Annotated in this window: 11 protein-coding genes; 8 read left to right on the forward strand and 3 right to left on the reverse strand. The window is 60.3% G+C overall.

Annotated features, from left to right (window positions below; translation table 11 throughout):
- Positions 1-16 precede the first annotated feature (16 nt).
- Complete coding sequence (locus KL786_RS29035) at positions 17-640, forward strand: recombinase family protein (RefSeq protein ID WP_003155741.1); 624 nt, start codon at positions 17-19, stop codon at positions 638-640.
- A gap of 166 nt (positions 641-806) precedes the next feature.
- Here the strand turns inward: KL786_RS29035 and KL786_RS29040 are convergent, their stop codons facing one another.
- Positions 807-1,358 (reverse strand): chlorite dismutase family protein, encoded by a 552-nt coding sequence (locus KL786_RS29040; RefSeq protein WP_073672967.1) that lies wholly within the window; start codon positions 1,356-1,358, stop codon positions 807-809.
- A 161-nt stretch (positions 1,359-1,519) separates the two neighbouring features.
- Between KL786_RS29040 and intI1 the strand changes: the two genes are divergently transcribed.
- Positions 1,520-2,533: a class 1 integron integrase IntI1 gene (gene intI1 / locus KL786_RS29045; RefSeq protein WP_083377976.1), complete on the forward strand. Its 1,014-nt coding sequence runs from the start codon at positions 1,520-1,522 to the stop codon at positions 2,531-2,533.
- Between the two features lie 442 nt (positions 2,534-2,975).
- Here intI1 and merR read toward each other — a convergent pair whose 3' ends face one another.
- Positions 2,976-3,410, reverse strand: coding sequence for a mercury resistance transcriptional regulator MerR (gene merR, locus KL786_RS29050; RefSeq protein ID WP_000429838.1), 435 nt, complete (start codon positions 3,408-3,410; stop codon positions 2,976-2,978).
- A 71-nt stretch (positions 3,411-3,481) separates the two neighbouring features.
- Here merR and merT point away from each other — a divergent pair, with 71 nt between their 5' ends.
- From merT to merE, 6 genes are read left to right on the forward strand one after another with little or no spacing between them, the layout of a single operon-like run.
- On the forward strand, positions 3,482-3,832 hold the full coding sequence (gene merT / locus KL786_RS29055) for a mercuric ion transporter MerT (RefSeq protein WP_001294667.1): 351 nt from the start codon (positions 3,482-3,484) through the stop codon (positions 3,830-3,832).
- A 15-nt stretch (positions 3,833-3,847) separates the two neighbouring features.
- Positions 3,848-4,123, forward strand: coding sequence for a mercury resistance system periplasmic binding protein MerP (gene merP / locus KL786_RS29060; RefSeq protein ID WP_000735441.1), 276 nt, complete (start codon positions 3,848-3,850; stop codon positions 4,121-4,123).
- Positions 4,124-4,125: 2 nt separating this feature from the next.
- Positions 4,126-4,371, forward strand: a complete 246-nt coding sequence (gene merF / locus KL786_RS29065; protein WP_000654684.1) for a mercury resistance system transport protein MerF — start codon at positions 4,126-4,128, stop codon at positions 4,369-4,371.
- Positions 4,368-6,014 (forward strand): mercury(II) reductase, encoded by a 1,647-nt coding sequence (merA, locus tag KL786_RS29070; protein WP_000136268.1) that lies wholly within the window; start codon positions 4,368-4,370, stop codon positions 6,012-6,014. Before merF ends, merA begins: the two co-directional genes overlap by 4 nt.
- A gap of 16 nt (positions 6,015-6,030) precedes the next feature.
- Complete coding sequence (merD, locus tag KL786_RS29075; RefSeq protein ID WP_003465059.1) at positions 6,031-6,396, forward strand: mercury resistance co-regulator MerD; 366 nt, start codon at positions 6,031-6,033, stop codon at positions 6,394-6,396.
- The gene (gene merE / locus KL786_RS29080) at positions 6,393-6,629 is read left to right on the forward strand and encodes a broad-spectrum mercury transporter MerE (protein WP_001087809.1); all 237 of its coding nucleotides are present in this window, start codon (positions 6,393-6,395) and stop codon (positions 6,627-6,629) included. Before merD ends, merE begins: the two co-directional genes overlap by 4 nt.
- A gap of 52 nt (positions 6,630-6,681) precedes the next feature.
- On the opposite strand, the gene KL786_RS29085 is transcribed toward merE, so the two are convergent.
- Entirely contained in the window at positions 6,682-7,296 is a 615-nt protein-coding gene (locus KL786_RS29085; protein WP_000904941.1) for a recombinase family protein, read from the reverse strand.
- Positions 7,297-7,311: the final 15 nt, after the last annotated feature.

Genomic DNA, 7,311 nt, shown 5'->3' on the forward strand with positions numbered 1-7,311 from the left:
CGTGACGGGTGAAAAGGTGCTGATCGGCTACATGCGGGTATCGAAGGCGGACGGATCCCAGTCCACCAATTTGCAACGCGATGCGCTCATCGCCGCTGGTGTGAGCCTTGCGCACCTTTACGAGGATCTGGCCTCGGGCAGGCGCGATGATCGCCCAGGGTTGGCTGCTTGCCTGAAGGCGCTTCGTGAAGGGGACACGCTGATCGTGTGGAAGCTCGATCGGCTTGGCCGTGATCTGCGCCACCTGATCAACACCGTGCACGACCTAACTGCGCGTAGCGTGGGCCTGAAGGTCCTGACCGGTCACGGTGCGGCGGTCGACACGACGACTGCCGCCGGCAAGCTTGTGTTCGGTATTTTTGCCGCGCTGGCCGAGTTCGAGCGTGAGTTGATTTCCGAGCGAACAGTCGCTGGACTTATCTCGGCGCGCGCTCGCGGCAGGAAAGGGGGGCGCCCCTTCAAGATGACCGCCGCCAAGCTACGCCTGGCGATGGCCAGCATGGGGCAACCGGAAACCAAGGTGGGCGATCTCTGCGAAGAACTCGGGATTACCCGGCAGACGCTCTACCGGCACGTGTCGCCCAAGGGCGAACTGCGGCCAGACGGCGTAAAGCTGCTCTCCCTCGGTTCAGCCGCATAAATGGAGGCGACCTGGAACGGGGCGCTGTTCAGTGCGGCAACGATCCGATTACCGGTGTCGACCCTGAACCGCCGTAGAGCTTTTGGGAAAGCTGTCGTTCAACGTTTGGTTAAGGGGCGGGCTTTAGCCCGTCCCAGCGAGCGGAGCGAGCGATTTGAACCTGTTGTTAGACATTTTTCACCAGTCGGATATCTATCTCGCGTTCGACATATTCCCACTCTTTTGATGAGCGTAACTGAGCCAACAGTTTGTTGAATATTGCAGTATGCTCCGGAGCAAACTCGAACCAGGTTAAGAAGTCAAACGGCTCTCCGAGGTCGCGAGAATGATGTAGCTGTCTTGCGATTTCTGGAAGATAAGCCAGTCCAATTTCTGTGTGGTGGGACTTTGCTTCAAAAATTTCGCGCCGTTCCTCTTGTGACATTGCCCACCATTCTGGACTTTTCTTTATGGGAATGAGTGCAGCGCATGATGACGTAGGACGGTTTAATTCCTCCTGTTTTGCGCGAAGTTGATTGATCTCATGCCGTTCGGCGTACCGAACATTGCTTGTAAAGCCTTGAAGCACCCAGGTGCCACGTTCGATCAAATTTGTTGAGGGCATATTAACTACATTGACCCTCTCCACAATCTCAAGAGGTATGCCAATGAGTGTTTCACAACTGGTGACTCGCCAAGAGCCCTCGGAGCCGCCAATAAATGAGTAATGATTATTCATGTGATGGAATGCTCTAAATGTCTAACTTTGTTTTCGGGCGACTGCCCAGCTGCGTAACATCGTTACTGCTCCATAATATCACACATCGACCCACGGCGTAACGCGCTTGCTGCTTGGATGCCCGAGGCATAGACTGTACAAAACAACAGTCATAACAAGCCATGAAAACCAGCACTGCACCGTTACCACCGCTGCGTTCGGTCAAGGTTCTGGACCAACTGCGCGAGCGCATACGCTACTTGCATTACAGCTTACGAACCGAACAGGCGTATGTCCACTGGGTTCGTGCCTTCATCCGTTTCCACGGAGTGCGTCACCCGGCAACCTTGGGCAGCAGCGAAGTCGAGGCATTTCTGTCCTGGCTGGCAAACGAGCGTAAGGTTTCGGCATCCACGCATCGGCAGGCATTGGCGGCCTTGCTGTTCTTCTACGGCAAGGTGCTGTGTGTGGATCTGCCTTGGCTTCAGGAGATCGGAAGACCTCGGCCGTCGCGGCGCTTGCCGGTGGTGCTGACCCCGGATGAAGTGGTTCGCATCCTCGGTTTTCTGGAAGGCGAGCATCGTTTGTTCGCCCAGCTTCTGTATGGAACGGGCATGCGGATCAGTGAGGGTTTGCAACTGCGGGTCAAGGATCTGGATTTCGATCACGGCACGATCATCGTGCGGGAGGGCAAGGGCTCCAAGGATCGGGCCTTGATGTTACCCGAGAGCTTGGCACCCAGCCTGCGCGAGCAGCTGTCGCGTGCACGGGCATGGTGGCTGAAGGACCAGGCCGAGGGCCGCAGCGGCGTTGCGCTTCCCGACGCCCTTGAGCGGAAGTATCCGCGCGCCGGGCATTCCTGGCCGTGGTTCTGGGTTTTTGCGCAGCACACGCATTCGACCGATCCACGGAGCGGTGTCGTGCGTCGCCATCACATGTATGACCAGACCTTTCAGCGCGCCTTCAAACGTGCCGTAGAACAAGCAGGCATCACGAAGCCCGCCACACCGCACACCCTCCGCCACTCGTTCGCGACGGCCTTGCTCCGCAGCGGTTACGACATTCGAACCGTGCAGGATCTGCTCGGCCATTCCGACGTCTCTACGACGATGATTTACACGCATGTGCTGAAAGTTGGCGGTGCCGGAGTGCGCTCACCGCTTGATGCGCTGCCGCCCCTCACTAGTGAGAGGTAGGGCAGCGCAAGTCAATCCTGGCGGATTCACTACCCCTGCGCGAAGGCCATCGGTGCCGCATCGAACGGCCGGTTGCGGAAAGTCCTCCCTGCGTCCGCTGATGGCCGGCAGCAGCCCGTCGTTGCCTGATGGATCCAACCCCTCCGCTGCTATAGTGCAGTCGGCTTCTGACGTTCAGTGCAGCCGTCTTCTGAAAACGACAGACGCGGGCATATCCAATCAACATGGCGTTGTCCAACTATTCAGCGATAGTTCAGTGTAGTCGGATACTGAAAGATGGAGACTGTAGTTGGATGCCAACGATGCGGGTTTGCGTGGGAATTGTGTCACTTTCAGAAGGCGACAGCACGAAATATCAAAAGTCGACCGCACGGTCTTTTCTGACGTTGGAGTCGCCTCAGAAAACGGAAAATAAAGCACGCTAAGGCGTAGTTCCCTCGGGCTACACCGCGTCCGCACTGCGCGGTTCTTTCTTCCCTTGCAGTGACGCAATCAGCGGGCAGGAAACGTTCCCCTTCCGCGCATGGCAGGCGCACACCAAATCAGACAGCACGGCCTCCATGCGCGCCAGGTCAGCCATCCTCTCGCGCACGTCCTTGAGCTTGTGCTCGGCCAGGCTGCTGGCTTCCTCGCAATGGGTGCCATCCTCCAGCCGCAGCAGCTCGGCGATCTCATCCAGGCTGAAGCCCAACCGCTGGGCTGATTTCACGAAGCGCACCCGCGTTACATCCGTCTCGCCATAGCGGCGAATGCTGCCGTAAGGCTTGTCCGGTTCCGGGAGCAAGCCCTTGCGCTGATAGAACCGGATGGTCTCCACATTGACCCCGGCCGTCCTGGCGAAAACGCCAATGGTCAGGTTCTCCAAATTGTTTTCCATATCGCTTGACTCCGTACATAACTACGGAAGTAAGCTTAAGCTATCCAATTCAGATTCGAAAGGACAAACGTATGTCTGAACCTCAAAACGGGCGCGGCGCGCTCTTCACTGGCGGGCTGGCCGCCATCCTCGCCTCGGCTTGCTGCCTCGGGCCGCTGGTTCTGATCGCCTTGGGGTTCAGCGGCGCTTGGATCGGCAACTTGACGGTGTTGGAACCCTATCGCCCCATCTTTATCGGCGTGGCGCTGGTGGCGTTGTTCTTCGCCTGGCGGCGCATCTACCGGCCGTCAGCCGCCTGCAAACCGGGTGAGGTTTGCGCGATTCCCCAAGTGCGAGCTACTTACAAGCTCATTTTCTGGGGCGTGGCCGTGCTGGTTTTGGTCGCGCTCGGATTTCCCTACGTCGTGCCATTTTTCTATTGATCACAGGAGTTCACCATGAAAAAGCTGCTTTCCGCCCTTGCCCTCGCTGCCGTTGTTGCCCCCGTGTGGGCCGCCACCCAGACCGTTACGCTGTCCGTACCGGGCATGACCTGCTCGGCCTGTCCGATCACTGTCAAGAAGGCGATTTCCAAGGTCGATGGCGTCAGTAAAGTTGACGTGACCTTCGAGACGCGCGAAGCGGTGGTCACCTTCGATGATGCCAAGACCAGCGTGCAGAAACTGACCAAGGCTACCGAGGATGCGGGCTACCCATCATCAGTCAAGAACTGATCATGAAAGACCCGAAGACACTGCTGCGGGTCAGCATCATTGGCACAACCCTCGTGGCGCTGTGTTGCTTCACCCCTGTTCTGGTCATTTTGCTCGGTGTGGTCGGCTTGTCCGCGCTGACCGGCTATCTGGACTATGTGCTGCTGCCTGCGCTGGCGATTTTCATCGGCTTGACCATCTACGCCATCCAACGAAAACGCCAAGCCGATGCCTGCTGCACCCCGAAATTCAATGGAGTAAAAAAATGACCGAAATCACCGTGAATGGCATGACCTGCACATCCTGCGCCACCCATGTCAAAGATGCTTTGGAAAAGATTCCCGGCGTGAATGCCGCTGTGGTGTCCTATCCAGAAAGCCGCGCGCAAGTCATGGCAGACACCGCCGTGAGCCACAACCAACTGCTGGCCGCCATCGCCGCATTGGGTTATCAAGGCTCGATCCGGGTTGGTGATTTCAAAGATGAACCAAAAATCCGTGATGCACTTGAGGGCGCCGGTTTGCATATCGCCATCATTGGCAGCGGCGGGGCCGCGATGGCGGCGGCGCTGAAGGCCGTCGAGCAAGGCGCGACGGTCACGCTGATCGAACGCGGCACCATCGGCGGCACCTGCGTCAATATCGGCTGTGTGCCGTCCAAGATCATGATCCGCGCTGCCCATATTGCCCATCTGCGCCGGGAAAGTCCGTTCGACGGCGGTATTGCGGCAACTGTGCCTGCGATTGACCGCAGCAAACTGCTGGCCCAGCAGCAGGCCCGTGTCGATGAACTGCGGCACGCCAAATACGAAGGCATCCTGGACGGCAATCCAGCCATCACCGTTTTGCACGGTGAAGCGCGTTTCAAGGACGACCAGAGCCTGGTCGTCCGTTTGAACGAGGGTGGCGAGCGCGAGGTAACGTTCGACCGCTGCCTGGTCGCCACCGGTGCCAGTCCGGCCGTGCCGCCGATTCCGGGCCTGAAAGAGTCACCCTACTGGACTTCCACCGAAGCGCTTGTCAGCGACACCATTCCCGCACGCCTGGCCGTGATCGGTTCGTCGGTGGTGGCGTTGGAACTGGCGCAAGCCTTTGCCCGGCTCGGCAGCCAGGTCACGATCCTGGCACGCAGCACCTTGTTCTTCCGGGAAGACCCGGCCATCGGCGAGGCCGTGACAGCCGCTTTCCGCGCCGAGGGCATCGAGGTGCTGGAGCACACGCAAGCCAGCCAGGTCGCCCATGTGAACGGCGAATTCGTGCTGACCACCGGACACGGTGAATTGCGCGCTGACAAGTTGCTGGTTGCCACCGGTCGGGCACCGAATACGCGCAGCCTCGCGCTGGACGCGGCGGGGGTCACTGTCAATGCGCAAGGGGCCATCGTTATCGACCAAGGCATGCGCACGAGCAACCCGAACATCTACGCGGCCGGCGACTGCACCGACCAGCCGCAGTTCGTCTACGTGGCAGCGGCCGCCGGCACCCGTGCCGCGATCAACATGACCGGCGGCGACGCAGCCCTCAATCTGACCGCGATGCCGGCAGTGGTGTTCACCGACCCGCAAGTCGCCACCGTGGGCTACAGCGAGGCGGAAGCGCACCACGATGGCATCGAGACCGACAGTCGCACGCTGACACTCGACAACGTTCCGCGAGCGCTTGCCAACTTCGACACACGCGGCTTCATCAAGCTGGTCATCGAGGAAGGTAGCGGACGGCTCATCGGCGTGCAGGCGGTGGCCCCGGAAGCGGGCGAACTGATCCAGACGGCGGTGCTCGCCATCCGCAACCGCATGACGGTGCAGGAACTGGCCGACCAGTTGTTCCCCTACCTGACAATGGTCGAGGGGTTGAAGCTTGCGGCGCAGACCTTCAACAAGGACGTGAAGCAGCTTTCCTGCTGCGCTGGATAAAAAAAGGAGGTTTTCAATGAGCGCCTACACCGTGTCCCGGCTGGCCCTTGATGCCGGGGTGAGCGTGCATATCGTGCGCGACTACCTGCTGCGCGGATTGCTGCGTCCGGTGGCGTGCACCCCGGGCGGCTATGGCCTGTTCGATGATGCCGCCTTGCAACGGCTGTGCTTCGTGCGGGCGGCCTTCGAGGCGGGCATCGGCCTGGACGCGCTGGCGCGGCTGTGCCGGGCGCTGGATGCTGCGGACGGCGATGAAGCGGCCGCGCAGCTTGCCGTTCTGCGCCAGTTCGTCGAGCGTCGGCGCGAAGCGTTGGCCGATCTGGAGGTGCAGTTGGCCACCATGCCGACCGAGCCGGCACAGCACGCGGAGAGTCTGCCATGAACAGCCCCGAGCGCTTGCCGTCCGAGACGCACAAACCGATCACCGGCTACCTGTGGGGCGCGCTGGCCGTGCTCACCTGTCCCTGCCATTTGCCGATTCTCGCCATTGTGCTGGCCGGCACGACGGCCGGCGCGTTCATCGGAGAGTACTGGGGTATCGCAGCCCTCACGCTGACCGGTTTGTTCGTCCTGTCTGTGACACGACTGCTGCGGGCCTTCAAAGATCGATCATGAGCGCTTCCCATTGAGACAAACCACGCTGTCGCTACGTTGCCTCATGCCGGCATCAAATTCGGCTGAGTAGCTTCTCGCCATCTGGACGTAGCTCACCCTTGGGTGAAACATGCCGATACAGGGTCTGCCGCGTGACGCCAAGTTCCTGGCACAGGTCGCCGACCTTGGTCTCTGGCTGACCCATTGCCGCCATCGCCAGCCGCAGCTTGGCGGCGGTCATCTTGAACGGCCGGCCGCCTTTCCGCCCGCGCGCGCGGGCCGAGGCTAGGCCGGCAATCGTGCGCTCCGCGATCAACTCGCGCTCGAACTCGGCCAGGGCGGCGAAGATGCCAAAGACCAGCTTGCCGGCGGCGGTCGTGGTGTCGATGGCCGCGCCGTGCCCGGTTAATACCTTCAAGCCGATGCCGCGCCCAGTCAGGTCGTGCACGGTGTTGATGAGATGTCGCAGGTCGCGTCCGAGCCGATCCAGTTTCCACACGACCAGTGTGTCGCCAGTTCGCAACGCCTTCAGGCAGCTCGTCAAGCCGGGCCGATCCTCGCGCATGCCGGATGCCTGGTCCTCGTAAAGATGTACTGGATCGACCCCGGCGGCAATCAGCGCGTCGCGCTGCAAATCGGTAGCCTGGGAGCCGTCCGCCTTCGATACCCGCATGTAGCCTATCAGCATGTCGTACCTGTCACA

The sequence above is a fragment of the Pseudomonas sp. TAE6080 genome (genome assembly GCF_018732265.1).
In the GTDB taxonomy this organism is placed as follows: domain Bacteria; phylum Pseudomonadota; class Gammaproteobacteria; order Pseudomonadales; family Pseudomonadaceae; genus Aquipseudomonas; species Aquipseudomonas brenneri.